This window comes from Botrimarina mediterranea, from assembly GCF_007753265.1.
GTDB lineage: Bacteria > Planctomycetota > Planctomycetia > Pirellulales > Lacipirellulaceae > Botrimarina > Botrimarina mediterranea.
In genome coordinates this window covers 4,284,955-4,303,356 of record NZ_CP036349.1, presented here as the reverse complement: position 1 = coordinate 4,303,356, position 18,402 = coordinate 4,284,955, and the positions used below count along the sequence as shown (strand labels likewise).

The window sequence follows — 18,402 nt, the reverse complement described above, 5'->3', positions numbered from 1 at the left end:
CTACAAGGCTGTTGCGTGTTGCTCTCTGTTCAGGTGACTCGGCCGAACCTCGGCCAGAACTTCCCCAGATACTTTGCCTAGAAGATTCTCAAACTTAGCGACTTGGACGCTTGAGCAGTAATTATCTAAATAGGCACGTCGTCCAGCGGCGCCCATCTCTTCGCGATCTAGAATAGGCATATCCCGCAGCTTGCAAACAGCGCGACATAGCGCTGCGGCATTGGATGGCGCCACCGCGATGCCGCAGCCATGGCGTTGTACGATGGCGGCCGCCTCGCCTTCGACCGCCATCAAGAGAGGCTTCCCACTTGCCATGTAGGCGAACGTCTTGGAGGGGATTGAGATGCTCGAAAGAGGATCGGGCTTTAGGTGAGCCAACAGGGCATCGGCGCAAGCATATAGCCGCCGTATTTCTTCGGGAGGTCGGCGGCCAACGAATTGCAGATTGGTTAAGCCGCGATCGATAGCCTCTTTCTCTAATTCGACACGTTGGATGCCTTCACCCGCAACGGTGATCTTGATGGTCTTATCGCTAAGTAGCCTCTCGGCTACGTCGAGCAGGACACGCAGGCCTTGGACAGGACCAATTGCCCCGGCGTAAACGATGTTGAACTTTCCTTCCATGCAGTACTCTCGCCGGATGGCTGGCTGGGGCGCCACAGGATCGAAAAGCCCTTCCGCAGGCCAGCAATGGATGAGCGAAAGCTTTAGTGGACTAATGCCGCGCGCGGCGAGGTTGCGCCAATACCCGTCGGTAATGACGTTGATTCGGTTGGCGCCGTTATAGATGAGACTCATGGCGAAGTTGATTGCTCCGCTGGCTGCTCGACTATTAAGCATCCCAGATGCTTGCACACTCTCGGGCCAGAGGTCGACGACATCGAGTACGTAGGGGATTCTTCGTAGACGCGAAACCAGCCAACCTGCTAGGCCGGTCGGCATCGCGGACTGGTAGACTAACAAAACATCTGCTTGACGTGCCTTAAAGACACCAATCGTCGCCGCACTCAATGCAAAGGAAAAATAGTAGATCGCCCGACGTATCGCGGAACGGCTGTGGTCAGGGACTTGCGGGACCCTCGTGACGAGAACTCCGTCCAACACATGCTCCTGGCATAGTGATTGCCGATAGCCGGCGTAGGTCTTGCCAAAGGGATAGCAAGGAAATCCCGTAATGACTTGGACTCGGTGCCCACGCGCCGCAAGTTGACGCGCCAAGTCCGGGAACTTGAAAGCAGGTTCCGGATCGTAGAACTGCGTCAGAATCAGTATCCGCATGGTGTTTCCCTCCTCCTAAGCCGCACGGATGCCGTCCCACAGGTGGCCGAGCTTTGCGGTGCCGAGGATCAGCTTCACGACGCGGTGGGATACGTTGGTCACCTGATACTCCGCGGCGATGGGCTGCTGGCGGGCGTGATCGCGGTTCTTCGTGACGAAGGCGACCGACGCGACGACCGTATCGACATCGAGACCCGTTAGCACGATGTGCCCCGAGTCCATCGCTTCGGGGCGTTCCATCGCGGTGCGGGTCGTGACGGCGGGGAAGCCAAGGATCGAGCTCTCTTCGCTGATCGTGCCGCTATCGGAGACCGTGCAGAACGAGTCGAGTTGCAGCTTTACGTAGTCGTGATAGCCGAATGGCTTGAGAAACTGAATTCTCGAATCGAACGTGACGTCGACCGCGTCGAGCCGCGCCCGAGTGCGTGGGTGGGTGCTGACAATCACCGGCATGTCGAATCGCTCGCAGAGCGTGTTCAGGACGCCGAGAAGTTGCAGCAACTGATTTTTGTTATCGACGTTCTCGGCTCGGTGTAGGCTCACCAACAGGTAGCCGTGCGGAGTCAGGTCGAGTCGCTGGGTGACGTCGGAAGATTCGATAGCCGGGCGGTTGGCGTCGAGGACCTCGCGCATCGGCGAGCCGGTGAGGTACACGCGCCGCGGGTGCACGCCTTCGCCCAGCAAGTTCCGTCGGGCGTGTTCGGTGTAGACCAGATTGAAGTCGCTGATGTGATCAACGATCCGCCGATTGATCTCTTCGGGAACATTGAAGTCGAAGCAACGATTGCCTGCTTCCATGTGATAGACGGGGACCTTCATCCGCCTTGCCAGCACTGCCGCGAACGCGCTGTTGGTGTCGCCAAGGATTAGCACCGCATCGGGCTTCTCGGCGATGAGGACTTCCTCGGTCTTAATCAGAATGTCTCCTAGAATCACTCCAAGCGAATCGCGGCGGATGCCCAAAAAGTAATCGGGCTGGCGGACGTTGAGGTTGTCGAAGAAGACTTCGTTGAGCTCGTAGTCGGAGTTCTGTCCCGTGTGCACGATGACGTGACGCACGTGCTGATCGAGCAGCGTCATCACCCGCGACAGCCGTATGATTTCCGGACGCGTGCCGAGCACGGTCATCACTTTGAGGGGAGCGGTCACAGCGGCGTCCTTGCTGTTCGGCAAAGCATGAGGTGTCAGGCGGCGTGGGCGATGCGGCTCGGGAGGACTTCTTCGAAGTGCGTATCGGCGTCGGCGGGGTCGAATCGCTCGTTGCACCAGAACAACGTCAACAACTCGTCATCGCCGGTGTTCTCGATCGAATGGCTGTGCAGCACAGGGATCGAGATGTATTCCGGCCGGTCGCCCGTGACGTGGAACTCGGTGACCTTGTCGGTTCCGATCTGCCGAAGGCGGATCGTCGCCTCCCCACGAACCACGCAGAACCACTCCGCTTTGCGGGTGTGGTAGTGATTGCCGCGTGTGACGCCGGGGTTGGTGGTCGAGAAGAAGACCTGACCTCCATTTGCTGTCTTAACGACCTCGCAAAGGTCTCCGCGGGCGTCGCTATGAAGCGGAGGTCGGTGGACGTGGCTCGCCAAATCGATATGCGAGAGGAATGTTGTGTAAAGCGTCGAATGGAGTTGCGTCGTCAAATCGGGGACGATGTCGTGCTCGAAGTAATCGCGACGGAATCCATCGAGGATCTTGAGCAACTCGCTGATGCGCAGGGCGGCGGAGCCGTGAACCTGCACCGTAATCGCCGCGTGGGGCTTCGACCCTGTTGCGATGCGGGCGATGCGTTCGGCAAGATCGCCCACCCAGATGAAGTCGATCGTACGGTCTTCGACGATCGTCGGTTGGTCGCCACGGGCAAGCTGGTGGCAAAACGTCGCCACCACCGAGTTGTAGAATGGCTTGCAGCCGGCGCCGTAAACGTTCGGGACGACGAGCGTCGTTACGCTGGCGCCGGATTCTTCTGACCAGGCGGCGAACGTCTGCTCGGCGTGAACTTTGCCGCGGCCGTAGGGGGAATCCTCGGTGCGCTTGGTTGTTGACGCGTAAATGATGTGCGGCGTGTTCGCCGTTTCGCGGCAAGCCTGGACCAGCCGCTCGGCAAGCGCGGCATTGGCTGACTCGACTGCGTTGGGTTCGCCGCGATTCACGCCGGCGAGATGGATCACTACATCACAATGGCCGACCCATGTCCGTAGCAAGGTGGGGCTGTCCCACGCTTTTCGATCGAGCGTGACGACTTCGCAGGCGGTCTCCCTCCGCAGTCGGCGGAGGACCCACCCCGCGACAAAGCCGTTCGGTCCGGTGATGCCGATGCGCCGGTTCACGCCGCCACCTTTAGTCGCGGGTTCTTTGCCTTCCAGCCGACGAGTTCTGCTTGGACCTCGGGTAAGCCGATCAGCAGTTGCTTGGTTTCTTCAATGGTGAGTTGGTACGCATTTTCGGACGTGTAACCTTCCGTGACGAAGCGTGAGGTGCGGTCGCCATCGGTGAAGTAGCGGTCGTAGTCCTGCCCACCCTCGCACGGGACACGGTAGTAGTCTTCAAACTCCTCCGCCCGTCGCAGTTCCTCGGGAGTGACGAGCATCTCGTGCAGCTTCTCGCCGGCGCGGACGCCAACGATGTCGATTGCGTTGTCGGCGCCGAATAGTGATAGCAGCGCCTCAGCCAGAACCTGCACGGTGGCGGAGGTCGCCTTACGGACGAAGAGGTCGCCCTGCCGGCCGTTCTCCATGGCGAACGTCACCAGTCGCACCGCTTCGGCGAGCGGCAGCAACAGCCGCGTCATGCGTGGTTCGGTGATTGTGATCGGCTTGCCGGACTTGATCTGCTGGATGAACAGCGGGATGACCGACCCGCGCGAGTACATCACATTGCCATAGCGGACACCGCAGTAGGTGACGCGTGACTGGTCGCTGAGGGCCCGCGCGAAGGCGAGCTTCTCCATCAGGGCCTTGGTTTGGCCCATCGCATTGATCGGTTGGACCGCCTTGTCGGTGCTAAGGACTACTAGCTTCTCGACGCCCGTTTCTTCGGCGGCCTCAAGCACGTTGTGCGTGCCAAGGACGTTAGTGCGGACCGCTTCTATCGGGAAGAACTCGCATGACGGCACTTGCTTTAGCGCTGCCGCATGGAAGACATAGTCAACGCCTCGCATTGCTGCAGAGATCGAGCGAGATTCGCGGATGTCGCCGATCACGAACCGCAGTCGGTCGTCGGCGAAGGCTAGCCGCATGTCGTGCTGTTTCTTCTCGTCGCGACTGAAGACGATTACCCGCCGCGGCGAATGCTCTGCTAGCACGAGCTTGACGAAGTCGTTGCCGAACGACCCGGTGCCGCCTGTCACGAGTAGCGTCTTGCCGTCGAACATCCTGTTCCTCTGGCGTTAAGCCTGAAGTCGTAGCGGGCTCTCGTTTGTGCTGTCCGGTTGGGACGCACCCCCGCTGCACAGGCCTCCTGCCTGCAAATGGCGAGCATAGTCCGCTAAACGGAAAAGCGGCAAGGTCGAATGCGCGAACGTTCTGCGCGAGGTCGTGAAAGTATCGCTCAACTTCTGAACTCACCTTGCCGGGGGGGCGAGCGTTCGGTAATTGTCCGCCCGCTCGCCGAGCCAAGCGAGGGAGAGACGCATCGAGGCGTGGCTTCTTAGTTCTTCATTTGCTGTCCTGCAACGAACGCGACATGCCTGCTAGCTGTCGAGATAAGTTGGCGCCTGTCCTGATGTCGCTCGCCGTGTTGTCGGCGATCGGAGGGTGTTCATCGCCTCGTCTGCAGGCCCGCTCGCTGCCGGCTGAGTTCCGCGCTGCTCGCGATTTGGGCCAACAGCGGGTTCAACTCAGCGCGTTCTCGTCTGTCAGTCGACCCAGCAAGGCGATCGATATCGACGACCGCGTCGTGGTGCGTATCGTCACGGGTCTTGCTGGCGAGGAGCCGATCGAGCAGGAAGTGCGCGTCACGAGGGACGGGTCGATCGATACGCTTCATATTGGGCGGGTCGTCATCGCGGGTCTTGAGCCCGCCGCCGCCGCCGAGCAGATCGCCTCGGCAGCCGTAGCGCGTGGCGTTTTTGTTCGGCCGCAGATCAGTGTTGAGCTAACCGAACCTGCTACCAACCAGATAACGGTCCTCGGCGCCGTGAGCGAGCCGGGGGTCAAGGAACTGCCACGGTCGGGTTGCGATGTCCTCAGCGCCATCGCCGCTGCCGGCGGCCTATCCGAGGAAGCGGGAGCGGTTGTCGAACTCCAACGCGGCGGCTCCCATCGAGTCGCTGAAGGGAAGGCGACTGATAGCGCGGGCGGCGTTCAGCAAGTTTCGTTCAACGCCCCTGGTGAAGGTCAGATGGCATCCTCTCCCGGAGCCGAAGTGATTGATTTGTCGCACCCGGAATCGACGTCCCCGGATCGCATGCAGTTGTCAGACCGTGATGTCATCATCGTCCGGCCCAGGCAAAAGCGCTTCGTCCACGTCACGGGCTTGGTGAAGACACCCAAGCAGTTCGAGTTGATCGACGAGCACGATATGCGTGTGCTCGACGCGATCGCGATGGCGGGCGGCGCGTCGTCGGTGATCGCGGACAAGGTATTGTTGGTCCGCCAGACGGCTCAGCAGGCCGAGCCGCTGTTGATTGAGGTGAGTCTCAACCGCGCTAAACGAGACGGCGCGGAGAACCTGATCCTGCAATCGGGCGACCTGGTGAGCGTCGAATCGACTCCCGCCACGGCGGCGCTCGACACCTTCTCAACGTTGTTCCGCGTCACGATGGGCGTCGGCGGCAACCTCACGCTGTTCTAAATAGAAATCGTATGTCGCTGGATACCGTCAACGACCGCGGTGAGCCGTGGGGCAACGAGTTGGACGCCGGGGGGCATGCCCTCGAGGCGGTGGTGCGTCTGACGCGCGTCGTCCAGTACCGCCGCAACACGGTGCTGTGGACGCTAGCGGGGTGCTTGGCGATCGGCGCCGTCTACTACGTGACGGCTAAACGCTACTACCGTTCCACCGCGAAGCTGCTCGTCGTGGATCAGAGCGCCGGCGAACTGACGACGATGAATGACCAAGCGGGCGCCGACAATCTGATGGCGACGCACCGAGAACTTGTTAAGAGCTCAGAGGTGGTCACTCGGGCGATCGAACGGCTCGCTCCCGAGCACCGGATCGACTTCGTCGATCAGAAGCCGAATCGATGGGTGGAGACGATCGGCGATAGCCTCACCGCCTCGACGGTGCGAAAGACCAACTTCATCAACGTCGGCTACGACTCGCTCGATCCCGAGGCGGCCGCCGCGGTGGTCCGAGCCGTCATCGAGGCGTACGTCGATTTTGTCGGCGAGACCCACCGCGGCACGGCCGCCGAAGTGCTCGATGTTCTGACGATCGAACGCGACCAACTCGAGCAGAGCCTTGCGGCCAAGCAGCTTGAGCTGCAGCAGTCGCGCGAGCGGGTCGGCCACCTTTCGCTGCCTGATCGGGACGACGTCGTCGATCCCATCATCAGTCGCGCGATCCAATACAACGACGCCCTCCTCGAAGCGCAGCGTCGGCGACTCGATCTGCAATCGTCGCTCACCACGATCCAGATGGCGATTGATCGCGGCGACGACCTTTCGCAACACTTGGGACTCGTCGAGCAATCGATCGGTGAGGCAGCGATGCTCGCGGCGATGGGCATGGGCCCGAATGACATGGAAGTCCTCGCCAAGCAGCAAGCAAAGCTAATCGACCTACGTGATGAGCTCGGCCGTTTGGAGCCATTCTATGGGCCTTCGCACCCACAGGTCGCCACGCTCAAGTCGCAGATCGATTCGACCCAGCAGTTTCTAGCCTCCTACCGCAGCGACGCGTCGGGACGGCCTACTGGTTTGACAGCGGCTGAGCTGGGACCGTTCCTGGTCGGCATGCTCAACCAAGCCATGTCGCAATCCGTTGAACGTGAGCGGCAACTCGAGGAGGCGTTCCAGGTTGCTCGCGCTGATGCGGCGCGCCAGAGCGGCGACTTGGTGAAGGTTGATATGCTCGACCGTGAGGTCGAGCGGCTCGAGAAGTTGCACGACCTCCTGTTTGAGAAGATCGCCACGGTTGATATCCACCAAGTGCAGGCGCCCATCCGCGCGACGATCGTCGAAGAGCCGTTGCCTTCGGACCTTCCCGCCTCACCGCAGCTGCGTCTTGTGTTGGTGGCGTCGCTCATGGCGGGCTTATGTTTGGGCGTCGGTCTGGTCTACGTCCAAGACTTGCTCGACGACCGATTCGGGTCACCCGAAGAAATGGCGATGCAGCTCGGCTGCCGCGTTTTGGCGGTGATCCGTGAATTGCCGTTGCGAACGGGGGTTGGGCTTGAGAAGGTCCAGATGTTCTCTCAACCGCAAGCGACTGAATCGGAGTCGTTCCGGACGCTCCGCACCGCGATCACATTGGGTGCAGAGGTCTCCGAACGGCTCGTGATCACTAGCAGCGAACCCGGCGACGGCAAGACGACCGTATCGGCGAACCTTGCTGTCTCTTACGCGCAGACAGGAAGGCGGACGCTCGTTATCGACTGCGACATGCGGAAGCCTGGCCTCACGTCGCTTCTCGAATTAAAAGGCTACGAGGGGGTGACCGACATCCTCTCGGCAGAAGGCAACGTCGGCTTGATTGCCCAGCGCTGCGTGGTTCGCACGGCACTCGAGTCGCTCGACGTCATCCCGGCGGGGCCGCGCCGTCCTGACCCCGCGGAGCTGCTTCTGAGTCCAAACTTTGCCGAGCTGTTGGCCTGGGCCGACTCGAAGTACGACCAAGTCCTCATCGATTGTCCACCAATTCTGGCGGTGAGCGACGCGCAGATCGCCGCACGATTGGTTGATGGCGTCGTGCTCGTGGTGTCGCCCGAGAAGAATCACCGTCGCTTGGTGAACCGCGCCTGTGGGCACTTCACATCCGGCGGCGCGCCCCTGGTTGGCGTGGTTGTGAACCGCGTCTCGGACCAGATCGGCAAGGGGTACGGATACGGCTACGGATATGGCTACGGTTACGGGCATGAAGAGGAGGAGCACGTGTCTCATGCCGACGAGAATCGCCCAATGGCGGCGTAAGCCGAACTGTCGATCAGCTGGGGCCTCAGCAGCCAATCCCCTCCAAATATGCCGTTACCGATGACGATCGCAGGCCTCATGCATCGGGTGACGCTCATACGCTGGTGCAGCGTTCAGAGCCGGCAGACAGCGTTGGACTTGACCTTGGTCGTTGGGTTGGGGCTGACTCTGCTCGCTCTGGGAGGGCGACATGATGGTGGATGCTTGGTCTACGTGGCGACGGTTGCCCTGGCGACGCTTCTAACGGTGCTGAATAGCGCGGGCGCAGGCAGGACAATCCGGGTGCAGAAGGGCCCCTTGCTTCTTGGGATAGCGGCGCTGGCATGCGTTGTTGTCCAGCTTGTTCCCCTGCCGGTGGGGCTCCTCAATGCCCTCGCTCCCGGCCACGCTAGCCTGCTTCCGTTGTGGTCAGAGGAATCGCCTCTCGGACGTTGGACAAGGGTCTCTCTGGCGCCGCCAGAGACGTTCGAGGGTCTCGCTGTCTTAGTGTCGCATTGTCTATTGTTCTTCGTTGTTGCGGAACGGGTCCGATCCGAAGGCGATGTGAAGAAGGTTTTGGGCTGTGTCGCAGTCGCCAGCGTCGTGCTGGCGATCATTGGCGTGGTTCAAGCGGGCTTCCCAGACGGACGCCTGCTCTGGATGTACGACTATCCGAGCCGCTCGTTCAAGGGGCAGGTCCAAGGCGCCTTCGCCAATCGCAATCATTTCGCCCATTTCCTGATCTTCGGGCTGGCTTCGCTCGCGCCTTTCGCCTTTCAACGATCGATTCGAGCAAAAGGGTCTACGGCGCTTGGGAGTGAGAAAACACGGAGGATTGTATGCCTCGGCGCGATGATCTTCGTTGTCGTGATCTTGGTGGCGACTCAGTCTCGTGGCGGCGTTGCGGCATTTGGGGTAGCGCTGCTGGTCGCGGTGATTGGCTGCTGGTGGCGTCGACTAGTGGGGTTGAAAGAGACGCTACTCTTAGCGGCGATGGCCTCCGTCGTGCTGCTGGGCGTGTCGCTTTTCGACTATGAAAAGGTGACCAATCGGCTGAACGACTTGGTGTCGGGTGAGATCGAAGAACTCGACGCCAATGCCGGGCGCCGGCTGATATGGGGCGCAAACGCTCGGGCGTTCCTCGCGAATCCGTGGCTCGGTCACGGGGCGGGTAGTCATCGCTACGTCTACCCTGCCTACATCGACGGATCGTCGGCGAGAGAGTTTACCCATGCAGAGTCGGGGTACTTTCAGATCGCAAGCGAGAACGGCGCCGCCGGACTGCTTGTCCTCGCTGCTGCTGCTGCGATGGTCGTGCGGACCCTCCTCTGCGGCTTGAGACGAGCCGCCTCGCCGAACGGCGTGTTGTTGCAGGCCGTCCTGATGGCGGGAATCGCCGCCAGCTTCGCCCATTCCGTCGTCGATTTCGTTTGGTACGTGCCGTCGCTTGCCATGTTGGCGATTATCTTTGCGGCGTGTGCAACGCGGCTTGAGCAGTTGCACCCCGTTGGAAAGCTGAACGAATCAGCGCCCCCCCAACTCTCCCGCGCCAACGGCGCCCCGATCTCCTCCTGGTTCCCAGCGGCTGTCGCTGTCACGGCGGGAGCGCTTGCCGTTGCGATCAGCTGGGGGCCGGGGTTGGGGTCACTCGCCTGGGACCGATACCTACGGGCTTCCAAGACCACACAGTCGCTAGAGGCCAGCTTGCTAACTTCGGCAACGGAAGAGGGGGACCCTCACTTACTGGCGACTATCGATGAAACGATACGCCGTGCCGTGAACGAACTTCTGATGGTTGTCGAGAACGACCCACAGAACGCACGTGCGCACACCCGGCTTGCCGGACGGCTCATGCAGCAGTTCGAGAGTGCGGTGATGCAGGGTGAGAATCCGCTGTCGATCGAGATGATCGCGGACACCGTGACATCTGGGGGATTTCAAAGTAAGGCAGAGGTTCGGGACTGGCTTGCTCGCGCCTTTGGCGAGGACGCGCTGCTGCTACCCCGGGCATTGGAGCACGCACAGGCAGCGATACGGTTGTGCCCTCTCCAGGGTGAGACTTATCTCCAAGCCACTAGGCTCTCCTTCTTGGACGCCGACCCCTTGCCGCTCGGCGGCGCCATCGCCCAGGCGGTCCGCCTCCAGCCTAACGACGGTGGCGTCCGATTCGACGCCGGGCGACAGATTCACCTCTCGGGTGATGTGGAAGCAGCGCTGGAGCACTACCGCGCCAGCATCCGTTTGCCCGGTTCTCACCGGGAGCGGCTGGTGCTGTCGCTGGCGCGTGTCTTACCCGCTTCGGTGTTTGTCGCGGAGCTCGATCCCGATTGCGCGGCGACGGACCTAGTCTTAGCGGCCTACCGTCAGTCTGGCACCGACGAGGACCTTGTGGCGATCGCTGAACACGCCGAGGGTTCGACCCTCGCCGAGAGCGAAGCCCTCAGCCCTCGCGATTCCGCCCGACGTTGGCGACAAGTCAGTGTCGTCAACCGCTCGTTGAAACGATACGAGAAAGCCATCGAGTGCGCAACGCGGGCGTATGAACTTTGCCCGAATGACTTTTGGGTCCGATTCGATCTGGCTTTCGCCTACTTCGACTCCGGCGCGTTTGTCGAAGCCGATCCCCATTTACGCTGGTGCCTCTCCCGGCGACCCGACCTACGCCACTTGCAGTCGAGTTTGCAAGCGGCCGCTAAGCGACGGCTGGAGATGGCGTCTGGTGAACGCATGCGGACCGTGTCGCGTTTCCTTGCGCCGCGTCGTCTCCCCATCGTCGAATCCGACGCACACAGCTCACCAGAAACGGTGGCGCGATGACCGCACTCTTACGTCGATTAACTCTTTTGCTTGTGCTGACGGCGATCTCCGCGGTCACATTCGTCGTCGCCTACTCACTTCGTTTCGGGGGGCCGATCCCCGAGTCGCATGTGGCTGGCATGTCCGTGGCCGCTCTCTGCGCCGTCGGCGTCAAGTTATTCTCATTTTGCTGGCATCGTCTCGACCAGAACGTGAATCGCTACATCGGCTTCTACGACCTGCTCACGATCGCCAAGGCGACGACTTGGAGCACGGTTGGGATGACGTTTGTCGACGCCTTCTTGCTGCCGGAAGTATCGATTCCTCGTGGCGTGTTGCTGATCGATTGGGGGACGACGTTCCTCGCTTTGGGTCTACTGCGGTCGGCGCCGCGGGCGTTTCGCGACCTACGGGCGAGTTTTGGCGCCGAGGCCGTACGGCGGGTCCTTATCGTCGGCGCCAATGACGAGGGCGAGACGTTGCTGCGGACGCTTCGGCTGGGTCGTAAGCAGTCACTCCGTGCGATCGGCTTTGTTGATCCTGATGCGCGACAGATTGGTCAGCGGATCGGCGGCGTGCCAGTTGTCGGTGTACCCGACGACCTAGAACGCTTGGTGGCCACGTTTGCAGCCCAAGAGGTGCTCATCACCGGTTCGCTGCCTGGGCATGTGGTCCGATCGTTGATGGGACGAGCGCAGAGCGTCGGCGTGCCGGTGCGCGTGCTGCCGACTTATGAACAGCTGTTGCGCGGCAGCGTCTCGGTCGGTCCACGCGACGTCTCGATCGAGGACCTGCTTCGTCGCGACCCGGTACGGCTCGACGACGGCGCGATTTCAGAATGGATCACGGGACAGACGGTGCTTGTCACGGGCAGCGCCGGGTCGATTGGTTCGGAAATCTGCCGGCAGTTGCTCAAGCACAAACCAAAGAAGCTCGTTGCGCTCGACCGTTCGGAGACCGGGCAGTTTTTTCTGGAACGCGAGCTTGAGACATTGGCGCCGGGCGTTGTCGACGCTGTGCTGGCGGACACAAACGATCGTGACCGGCTCGACGCGGTGTTCGCCGAGCATCGGCCAAGGATCGTTTTCCATGCGGCGGCTTACAAGCATGTGCCACTGATGGAGAAGCACCCGGGCGAGGCAATTAAGAACATCGCATTGGCGACGCGCAACGTCGCCGACGCCGCCGAGGCCGCCGGCGCCGAGAGCTTCGTGATGGTGAGCACCGATAAAGCGGTGAACCCCACCAGCGTGATGGGCGCTTGCAAGCAGCTGGCGGAGCGCTACGTGCAGGCCAAGAGCGTCGGCTCGGCGTGCCGGTTTGTGACCGTGCGGTTCGGCAACGTGCTCGACTCGGCGGGGAGCGTGATCCCGATCTTCCGCCAGCAGATCGCTCAAGGCGGGCCGATCACCGTGACGCACCCGGACATCAACCGCTACTTCATGATGATCCCGGAGGCCGCGCAGCTGGTCATCCAAGCGGGGACGATGGGGCAGGGGGGCGAGATCTTCGTGCTCGACATGGGCGAGCCGGTGCGGATCCTCGACCTCGCGAAGGACATGATCCGCTTGTCGGGCCTGCGCGAAGGCGAAGACATCTCGGTCGAGATCACCGGCCTGCGTCCAGGCGAGAAGCTTTACGAAGAGCTCTACAACGACAGCGAGCAGCACAAGCCAACGTCGCACGAGAAGATCATGACGGCGGACTGCGACACGCAGCCGCTGGTGCGTGTGCTCAACGAGATATCGCAGTTGGAAGACGTCGTGGATGGATCGCCAACCGAGATACTCGGATTGCTAGAGACGATCGTGCCGCGGACGGAGAGCGAGGCGCCGAAGCTGCGCGTCGCGGCGTGATTTCTGGCGGCGAACCTGTTCGTAGGGCTACCCGCGGCTAGGGCCGACGGGTCACACCTTGCGAGGTGTCGTCATTGAGCCGTCGGCGCAAGCCGCGGGTAGCCCTACGGGTGACTCTGCTCCTCACCACGCAATGTCTCTAACGTGTGTGGCAAAACGTCGGCGATCAGCCGTAGCGTATCGACGGCGCCCTTAGGTGAACCCGGTAGATTGACGATCAGCGTCTTGCCAAGTACGCCGGCGACGCCGCGCGAAAGGTAGGCGTGCGGCTTGCCCGGCAGGCAGCGCGCGCGGGCGAGCTCTAGGAGGCTCGGGTGCGTGCGCTCGACGACATCGAGCGTCGCCTCAGGCGTTACGTCGCGCGGACCGACGCCGGTGCCTCCGGTGGTGAGGATGAGCGTTGGCGCGCCGTCGCCGGTCGCCCAATCTCGTAGCTGGTCGGCGATTGCTTTACGGTCGTCGGCGACGAGTTGGGTAGCGATGACCTCGCTGCTGAAGAATTTCTGTACCGCTTCGACGAGCAGCGGCGTGGCGGTGTCTTCGGCGGCGCCGGCGGTACGGCTGTCGCTGATGGTGAGGATTGCAACGCGGAAGCCAGCCGCCCTGCATGTGGTTGGGTCGCTCTTGCCGCCGGTCTTCTCGACGACGCGGAGCGAGACGATTTCAATCGCCGGGTTGAGCGATTTGCCCATGTCCACGACGTTGAGCGCAGCGCCGGCGACGGCGGCGAGGGCTTCCATCTCAACGCCTGTCTGACCCGCGGTGCGGACCGACGCGGTGAGCAGGACGTCATCGTCATCGAGCCGTGCGTCGATGTCGATGTGCGACAGCGGCAGCGGATGGCAGAGGAGCACGAGGTCAGAAGTCCGCTTCGCCGCTTGGATGCCGCCGAGTCGGGCGACTTGCAGCAGGTCGCCTTTCTTGAGCGAATTGCTGCGGATCGCGGCGGCGACTCCGGCGCCAACGCGGACGCGGCCTTCGGCGACCGCACGACGGTCGGTTACTGGCTTGCCTCCAACGTCCACCATCCGTGCACGGCCGTCGGCGTCGAGGTGCGAGAGCTTGGCGGCGGGGTCTTCGGTCGAGGCCATGTCGTTGTTAGATCCGCCAGGAGTAGTACGAATAGGGGCCGGCGTCGGCGCGTTCGGGTGGGACCTCGATGAAGCCGTCACTCATCGCGGGGCCGCACACGTCGCCGGAGCCTTGTAGCGCTGCGAGCCTCGCAACGCCCGGCGCCGTGAGCGTCACGGGTCGCCACCAGGTGAGCGGTAGCGGCTTACCGCTCCAGGCGTTTAGCGTAACGTGCGACGCGGGCGGATCGAACGTCGCCAAACCGGCGAGGCGCTTTAGGAGAGGCGCCAACACCCGGCGTCCGGCGGTGAGCACTGCTAGCGGATTGCCCGGCAGCCCGATGATCGGTTTGCCGCCGGCGATCGCGCCGAGCGTCGGCTGTCCTGGGCGCGCGCGGAGGCGATGGAAGAGCACGTCGCCCCCTTCGGCGCGGACGGCGTCGGGGACGAAGTCGTAGGCGCCCTTCGACACTCCGCCGGTGAGCACCACCGCTTCAGAACCGCCGAGACCCAGGCTAATTGCCATTTTCAGTGAGTCGAGCGAATCGTTCGCATGCATCCGCCGCACGGACTCGATCCACGGCGCCGCGCCGAGCATCGCGGCGAGCGCCGGACCGTTGGAGTCGCGGAGGCGCCAGGGCTTGAGTTCGCCTTCGCCAAACTGAGCCAGCTCGTTGCCGGTGGTGATGACGGTGACTCGCAGGCGTCGATGAACGGGGATCACGGTGAGCCCGACCGTTGCGACAGCGCCGATCGCTGCGGCCGTCAATTCAATGCCTGGCGATAGTACAACCGAGCCTGCCGCGGCATTCTCGCCACGGCGGCGGATGTCTTCGCCTGCGCGGACCGACTTGCCTTTGATCAGCGTGATGGAGCCCTCTGACTCGATGACGTGCTCTAAGCGAATCACGGCGTCGGCCCCGTCAGGAACGGGACTGCCGGTGTAGATGCGGAGCGCGCTGCCAGCGGGCAACGTCTCGGGCGCCTCGCCGATGCGGCACTCGCCGACGATCGGTAGCACGCCCGCAGTCAGCTCCTCGGCGCTGACGGCGAAGCCGTCCATCGCGCTGACGTCGCAGGCCGGGCTGTCGCGGTCGAGACGCACTTCGCGGGCGAGCACACGACCGGTGGCGTCGGGCGTGGCGAGTTCCTCCGTGCCGATCGGCGCGAGACGGCTCGCCAGGAGCTCGATCGCGGCGGCAGGCTCGATGGCTTGGAGGGTCATGGTGATGTGTCGGCCGAGGCTGGTTTCAATCGAGTCTAAACCGCCGGCGTGCTAGCGTCGCGGGCCCTCCTTGGGTGACCGGTTGTACCGATTCTGCCGCTTTTAACGGTTCGCCCGTCAAGCAGGCAGGCGTTGGGCGTCGATGCTTCGAGAAGCACGTCGGCTACGCCGGCATGCAAACGGGGGTCGCCGAGGGGGCGGCCCGGCCTTCGTCACGAAGCCGGGACATCTTGTTCACAACGCTCTTGCGCATCGTCTGCGTCGCCGCTATGCTGGCGCCGCTCGCCGGCTGCAGCCGCAGCAAGGCCCGCCTACGCGCGGACCGCGACGCCTACGAGCTGCTCGATCAGAAGTCGACGGTCGCCGGCGGCGACATAGGGGATTACCGGATCACCGTCGATCCGCGCTCGCGGATGTTCGACGAGGAGTCGCCCGACTGCCCGCCGATGCCGCCCGACGACCCGACCTCGCATCACTACATGATGCAGGTCGACGGCAAGAATGGCGCAAAGTATTGGAAGAAGGCGCCGCGGACGCCTTGGGTCGATCCGCCGAACTGGCGGGCCACGCTGCCGCTCGACGAGCAGGGGCGATTGGTGCTCGACACCACCGCCGCGGTTCGCTTGGGTCTGATCAACGACCCGGATTACCAGAACGAGCTCGAAGAGCTGTATCTCTCGGCGCTCGACGTGTCGTTCGAGCGGTTCCGCTTTGACGCGCAGCTCTTCGGCGGCGCCGCGGTGGACTACGTTGCCCAGGGCCGCGTGGCCTCGGGGACAGGCGAGTCTTCGAGCCAGTTATTCGTCTCACCTAGTAGCCGGACTCTCGGGCCCGCCACGCCCAACCGCTGGCGCGTGCAGCGGCTGACGGCGTTTGGCGGTGAGATGGTCGTCGGCCTCGCCAACACGCTGGTTTGGCAGTTCTCCGGGCCGAACGACTACACGAGCCGCACGTTGCTTGATTTCTCGATCGTCCAGCCGCTGTTGCGGAACGGCGGTCGCATCCGGGTGCTGGAGCGGCTTACGGTCGCCGAACGCGCGCTGCTGGCGAACGTCCGCTCGATGGAGCGGTTCCGGCGTGAGTACTACATGAACGTGGTGACCGGCCGCTTTGCGGGCGGCGGACCGCAGCGGCGCGGTGGTCTGCTCGGCGGCGCCGGTTTGTCGGGCTTCGCGGGTGTGAACTTGCAAGTTGGCAACTTCGGCGGTGGGTTCTTCGGTGGCGGCGGCGGCAACCAGGGCGTCGCTGGTGCCGCGGCGGCGGGCGGCTACCTCGGTCTGTTGCAACAGGCAAAGGTGCTCAGCAATCAACGCGCGAACGTCGCGGCGCTACGCGACAGCACGCTGCAGCTGGTGGCGTCGTACGATGCGGGCCGCATCGACCGCTTCCAGGTCGACTTGGCGCGTCAGGCGCTGTTCAACGCTCAAAGCCAATTGCTGCGCGCCGAGGCCGACTATCAGACATCGCTTGACGCGTTCAAGGTGGAACTGGGCTTGCCGCCGGACCTCGAGTTGGTGGTCGCCGACCCGCTGCTGGAGCCGTTCAACCTGCTGTCGCCCGAAGTCACGGACTTGCAGAACAAGGTCGCGACGGTGCTGCTCGTGGGTAACGAAGCGATCGACGCCGCCAGCGAGAGCGCGACGCCCGAGGCCCTGGTCGATCCCGAAGCCGAACGGCTTGCCGACGACGTGGAGACGCCGATCGCCGGCCCGACGCTGCCACCGCCGCCGCCGACCGAGCCCGAGCTGGTCCCGGCCGAGACGCCCGAGGGCGTCATTGCGAACAATGTCGATCCGCTGGTGGCCGAGGCGGAGGCCCAGTTCGCGATCGTCGAGTCGGACCTCGGCAAGCTGCTCGCCGTGCTTCCCGATCGTCGCGAACACCTCGTGGTGATCGGCGACCGCCCCGAAGTGCGTGACGCGCAGATTGATTTGGCGCTATTCGATCCGGTTGCACTGGACGAGCGTGTCCAGTCGATCGAGGCCGACATCGTCGCTTGGCGGCAGATGCTGGACGAGTTGAAGGCGGACATGGCGGGCGCCACGAGCGACGAGCGGAACACGCTGCTGCGGCGGCTGTCGTCGATGCTGCTGGAGCTGTCGATCCTGCAAGCCCGCACACGGCTCGACGCGTTGGACATCACGCCGACGGAGTTGACGCCCGAGCAAGCGCTGGAAATCGCCCGCGCCAACCGCCGCGACTGGGCGAACGCCCGGGCCGCGCTGGTGGACGCTTGGCGGCTGATCCACTTCAACGCCAACAACCTGCTGTCGGCGGTGGACCTAGTCTTCTCGGGCGATTTGGCGAACGTTGGGGACAACCCGCTGGAGTTCCGCGACACCAACGGACGCCTGCGGGTGGGCGTGGAGTTCGACTCGCCGACGTCGCGGCTCGCCGAGCGCAACGTCTATCGCCAGTCGTTGATCGAGTACCAGCAGGCGCGGCGGAGTTACTACCAGTTCGTGGACCAGATCTATCAGGGGCTGCGTTCGACGTTGCGGCAGATCCGCCTCAACGAGGTGAATTTCGAACTGCGGCGTGAGGCCGTGCTGGTGGCGATCGCGCAGGTGGACCTGACGCAGTTGCGGCTCTCCGAGCCGCCCAAGCCCGGCGCCAGCGAGCAGTTCAATAACACCACCGCGCGGGACCTCGTGCAGGCGCTTGGCGACTTGCTCAACGCCCAGAACGACCTCCTGTCGGTGTGGGTCAACAACCGCGTTCAGCGTTACAACCTGGAGCTCGACCTGGGCGTGATGCTGGTGGACAACGAGGGGCTGCGAGTCGATATCGGCGAGTCGCTCGATGTGTTCGTGCCAACGGGCCGGAGCTGCCCGGGCGGCGGGGACGTTTCGCCGCTGCCGCCGATGGGGCCGTCGCTGCTGCCGCCGGACATCGTCCAGGAGATGCAGCAGGAGTTTGGTGAGCTGGTGAACCCGGCGGCTGGCGGCGCGTCGTCCGGCGGCGGTGAAGCAGCGAACACTCCGGCCGGTGGCGACGCAGAAACGGATGCCGAGATTCCGCAAAACAACCTCACAATGCCCCAGTTATCGCTGGGATTTAGCCACCAGAAAGCTCATAATAGTTAGCTGCTTTGCGGGCTCGGTCCTACCGTTACAAGAGCACTC

11 protein-coding genes are annotated in these 18,402 nt (G+C 63.0%); 5 read left to right on the top strand and 6 right to left on the bottom strand.

The genetic code is table 11. The features are described 5' to 3' along the window. Genes Spa11_RS16525 through Spa11_RS16510 form a run of 4 tightly spaced genes read right to left on the bottom strand, consistent with a single transcriptional unit; the run spans position 1 to position 4,651 of the window. Positions 1 to 1,278: a glycosyltransferase family 4 protein gene (locus Spa11_RS16525; RefSeq protein ID WP_145114246.1), complete on the bottom strand. Its 1,278-nt coding sequence runs from the start codon at positions 1,276 to 1,278 to the stop codon at positions 1 to 3. A gap of 15 nt (positions 1,279 to 1,293) precedes the next feature. Beyond that, positions 1,294 to 2,427, bottom strand: coding sequence for a non-hydrolyzing UDP-N-acetylglucosamine 2-epimerase (gene wecB / locus Spa11_RS16520; RefSeq protein WP_231932989.1), 1,134 nt, complete (start codon positions 2,425 to 2,427; stop codon positions 1,294 to 1,296). Between the two features lie 35 nt (positions 2,428 to 2,462). Then, entirely contained in the window at positions 2,463 to 3,608 is a 1,146-nt protein-coding gene (locus Spa11_RS16515) for a polysaccharide biosynthesis C-terminal domain-containing protein (protein ID WP_197529458.1), read from the bottom strand. After that, positions 3,605 to 4,651 (bottom strand): polysaccharide biosynthesis protein, encoded by a 1,047-nt coding sequence (locus tag Spa11_RS16510; protein WP_145114242.1) that lies wholly within the window; start codon positions 4,649 to 4,651, stop codon positions 3,605 to 3,607. The genes Spa11_RS16515 and Spa11_RS16510 overlap by 4 nt, the downstream gene beginning before the upstream one ends. A gap of 311 nt (positions 4,652 to 4,962) precedes the next feature. Here Spa11_RS16510 and Spa11_RS16505 point away from each other — a divergent pair, with 311 nt between their 5' ends. From Spa11_RS16505 to Spa11_RS16490, 4 genes are all read left to right on the top strand, one after another. Beyond that, a complete protein-coding gene (locus Spa11_RS16505) occupies positions 4,963 to 6,072 on the top strand; it encodes a polysaccharide biosynthesis/export family protein (protein WP_145114240.1) in 1,110 nt (369 codons plus the stop codon). 11 nt (positions 6,073 to 6,083) lie between these two features. Further along, complete coding sequence (locus tag Spa11_RS16500) at positions 6,084 to 8,351, top strand: GumC family protein (protein ID WP_145114238.1); 2,268 nt, start codon at positions 6,084 to 6,086, stop codon at positions 8,349 to 8,351. Positions 8,352 to 8,894: 543 nt separating this feature from the next. After that, complete coding sequence (locus tag Spa11_RS16495) at positions 8,895 to 11,147, top strand: O-antigen ligase family protein (protein WP_197529457.1); 2,253 nt, start codon at positions 8,895 to 8,897, stop codon at positions 11,145 to 11,147. Then, a complete protein-coding gene (locus Spa11_RS16490) occupies positions 11,144 to 12,982 on the top strand; it encodes a polysaccharide biosynthesis protein (RefSeq protein ID WP_145114234.1) in 1,839 nt (612 codons plus the stop codon). Before Spa11_RS16495 ends, Spa11_RS16490 begins: the two co-directional genes overlap by 4 nt. Before the next feature lie 104 nt (positions 12,983 to 13,086). On the opposite strand, the gene moaCB is transcribed toward Spa11_RS16490, so the two are convergent. Together moaCB and Spa11_RS16480 are read right to left on the bottom strand one after the other, a co-directional pair. Beyond that, positions 13,087 to 14,073 carry a bifunctional molybdenum cofactor biosynthesis protein MoaC/MoaB gene (gene moaCB, locus Spa11_RS16485; RefSeq protein ID WP_145114232.1) on the bottom strand — a complete coding sequence of 329 codons (987 nt, stop codon included), beginning with the start codon at positions 14,071 to 14,073 and terminating at the stop codon, positions 13,087 to 13,089. 7 nt (positions 14,074 to 14,080) lie between these two features. Beyond that, positions 14,081 to 15,277, bottom strand: a complete 1,197-nt coding sequence (locus Spa11_RS16480; protein WP_145114230.1) for a molybdopterin molybdotransferase MoeA — start codon at positions 15,275 to 15,277, stop codon at positions 14,081 to 14,083. Positions 15,278 to 15,351: 74 nt separating this feature from the next. Here Spa11_RS16480 and Spa11_RS16475 point away from each other — a divergent pair, with 74 nt between their 5' ends. Further along, positions 15,352 to 18,363, top strand: coding sequence for a TolC family protein (locus Spa11_RS16475; RefSeq protein WP_145114227.1), 3,012 nt, complete (start codon positions 15,352 to 15,354; stop codon positions 18,361 to 18,363). Positions 18,364 to 18,402: the final 39 nt, after the last annotated feature.

What these genes read in the sequence shown, in the direction of transcription:
- moaCB (WP_145114232.1), bottom strand. Translation starts at nt 14,073, where the DNA reads ATGGCCTCGACCGAAGACCCCGCCGCCAAGCTCTCGCACCTCGACGCC.
- Spa11_RS16480 (WP_145114230.1), bottom strand. Translation starts at nt 15,277, where the DNA reads ATGACCCTCCAAGCCATCGAGCCTGCCGCCGCGATCGAGCTCCTGGCG.
- Spa11_RS16505 (WP_145114240.1), top strand. Translation starts at nt 4,963, where the DNA reads ATGCCTGCTAGCTGTCGAGATAAGTTGGCGCCTGTCCTGATGTCGCTC.
- Spa11_RS16525 (WP_145114246.1), bottom strand. Translation starts at nt 1,278, where the DNA reads ATGCGGATACTGATTCTGACGCAGTTCTACGATCCGGAACCTGCTTTC.
- Spa11_RS16510 (WP_145114242.1), bottom strand. Translation starts at nt 4,651, where the DNA reads ATGTTCGACGGCAAGACGCTACTCGTGACAGGCGGCACCGGGTCGTTC.
- Spa11_RS16490 (WP_145114234.1), top strand. Translation starts at nt 11,144, where the DNA reads ATGACCGCACTCTTACGTCGATTAACTCTTTTGCTTGTGCTGACGGCG.
- Spa11_RS16500 (WP_145114238.1), top strand. Translation starts at nt 6,084, where the DNA reads ATGTCGCTGGATACCGTCAACGACCGCGGTGAGCCGTGGGGCAACGAG.